Origin of the sequence: Micromonospora phytophila (genome assembly GCF_023656545.1) — a bacterium.
GTDB classification, from domain to species: domain Bacteria; phylum Actinomycetota; class Actinomycetes; order Mycobacteriales; family Micromonosporaceae; genus Micromonospora; species Micromonospora phytophila.
The window spans coordinates 1-2,251 of the sequence record NZ_JAMOKF010000544.1; the positions used below are offsets into that span (position 1 = coordinate 1).

2 protein-coding genes and 1 pseudogene are annotated in these 2,251 nt (G+C 75.0%); 2 read left to right on the plus strand and 1 reads right to left on the minus strand.

Annotation, left to right across the window (positions count from 1 at the left end; genetic code table 11):
• On the plus strand, positions 1 to 925 hold a 925-nt coding region (locus tag NCC78_RS30980; RefSeq protein ID WP_250798972.1), incomplete at its 5' end, for a molybdopterin-dependent oxidoreductase.
• 212 nt (positions 926 to 1,137) lie between these two features.
• On the opposite strand, the gene NCC78_RS30985 is transcribed toward NCC78_RS30980, so the two are convergent.
• Entirely contained in the window at positions 1,138 to 1,521 is a 384-nt protein-coding gene (locus NCC78_RS30985) for a WhiB family transcriptional regulator (RefSeq protein ID WP_250798973.1), read from the minus strand.
• Positions 1,522 to 1,774: 253 nt separating this feature from the next.
• Between NCC78_RS30985 and NCC78_RS30990 the strand changes: the two are divergent.
• Positions 1,775 to 2,251: pseudogene (locus NCC78_RS30990) on the plus strand (helix-turn-helix transcriptional regulator); the annotation flags it as partial.

Below are 2,251 nucleotides of genomic sequence, written 5' to 3' on the forward strand. Positions count from 1 at the left end.
GGCCGCCCCGGCGGTGCCGGCCGGGGCGGACCTCTCGCTGACCCAGCTCGCCCCCTGGGTGACCCCCAACTTCGGCTTCTACCGGATCGACACCGCCCTGGTCGTGCCGCAGGTCGACCCGGCGACGTGGCGGTTGCGCATCCACGGGCGGGTGCGCAACCCGATCGAGCTGAGCTTCGCCGAGCTGCTGGCGAGGCCGATGGTCGAGCGGTACGTCACCCTCGCCTGCGTCTCCAACGAGGTCGGCGGGGACCTGATCGGCAACGCCCGCTGGCTGGGGGTGCCGATCAGGGAGCTGCTCGACGAGGCCGACCCGGAGGAGGGCGCCGATCAGGTCGTCGGGCGTTCGGTGGACGGCTGGACCTGCGGCACCCCGACGGCCGTGCTGCGCGACGGCCGGGACGCGCTGCTCGCGGTGGGGATGAACGGCGAACCGTTGCCGGTCGAGCACGGCTTCCCGGTGCGCGTGGTGGTGCCCGGCCTCTACGGCTACGTGTCGGCGTGCAAGTGGGTCACCGAGCTGGAACTGACCAGCTTCGCCGACTTCGACGCGTACTGGGTGCCGCGCGGCTGGTCGGCCCAGGGACCGGTCAAGACGCAGTCGCGGATCGACACGCCCCGCCCCCGCAACCGGCTGACCGCCGGCCGGATCACCGTGGCCGGGGTGGCCTGGGCGCAGCAGCGCGGCATCCGGTCCGTCGAGGTACGCGTCGACGAGGGCGCCTGGCAGCAGGCGGAACTCGCCCCGACGGCCTCGGTGGACACCTGGGTGCAGTGGTCCTGGCGGTGGGACGCCCCGCCGGGCGAGCACACCCTCCAGGTCCGCGCCACCGACGCGACCGGCGCGACGCAGACGCAGCGACGGTCGGCGATCGCGCCGGACGGCGCCACCGGCTGGCACACCGTCAAGGTCACCGTCCGCTGAACCCCCCGCTGCTGACCCGCCCCTGCGGGCCCGCCACCGCCGATCCGCGCAGCACGGCGCCGCGCCCTCCGGAGAGCAGCGGGATGCGCCGCGCCCTCCGGAGAGCAGCGGGATGTCGTGGCGCGGGAAGGAGCGCGGCGCTGTGGCCGGGCGTGGTACGGCGCCGCGCCCCGGAAGGGACGCGGCGCCGGTGTGGTCTGCGGGTGGTCGGTTCAGGCGATCTTGCGCTGGGCCGGGACGGTGGACTTGTGCGGCCGGCCGAGGCGGGCCTCCAGCCGGGCGATGTCCACGCGGGTGTGCCGGCGGTCGGCCAGGTCCTCCCAGCCGACGGCGAGCAGCCGCAGCCGCTCCGACTCGCTGAAGCCGCCCCACACGCCGTACGGCTCGCGGACGGAAAGGGCGTGTGCCGCGCACTCGGCGCGGACCGGGCAGGCCCGGCAGACGGCCTTCGCGCCGGACTCCCGGCGCAGGCGGGACGAGCCACGCTCGCCGTCCGGGTGGAAGAACTGGGCGCTGTCCCGGCCTCGGCAGGCACCGAGCCGCTGCCAGTCCCAGAGGTCGACGATGGGTCCGGGCAGTCTACGTACGTTCGACATCAGCACCCCTCCTCCCCGCGCGGCACCGCGGAGGTCATGTGAACCGGCGTCCGGGCGGCGGTCCGCGCAGGCGCGCCGTTTCCGGCCTGGACTCCCGGTACCCGTGCTTTCCCCGGCTCACACTTCTGTGATCGAAAAGGTCAAGCAAGAAGCGGCATATGCCCTAGTTGTCGGAAAAGTTCGGAGGATTGCCGGGAACCCCCTCCCGACCCGACCCCGTCATGGTCTGCTCGTGGACGGAGAGGAGACCACTGTGCGTACGGTTCTCGTGTGCGTTCGGACGCCCCTCGCGGCGCAGCACCTGGCATCCGCGGCGGCGCGGCTGGGGCTGGCCGCGGTCGTCCGGACGGCAGTCTCCGATCCCGAGGTGATGTTGCGTCTGGCCGAGCGTCCGGCCGACGTGGTGCTCGCCGACACCGCCCTCACCCGGCCGGACAGCGCCGGCTTCGTCCGCCGGGTGCTCGCCCGCGCGCCGCAGGCCGCGGTGGTGCTGCTCGGCACCGAGGAGTCGGAGGCGGCCGCCGCCACCATCAGCGCCGGCGCCCGGGGACTGATCCAGGGTGTCGACCACGACCTGACCAGCGCGGTGGCGAAGGCCCTGCTGCTGCTCGCCGCGCCCGGTCGGGCGGCCCGGCTCCGGATCACCGACCCGGCCCGGGACACCGCCGCGGTCGGCGGGCCGGGTCGCTCCGCCCCCGCCGGCCGGCCACCGGCGGACCCCGGTCCGGCC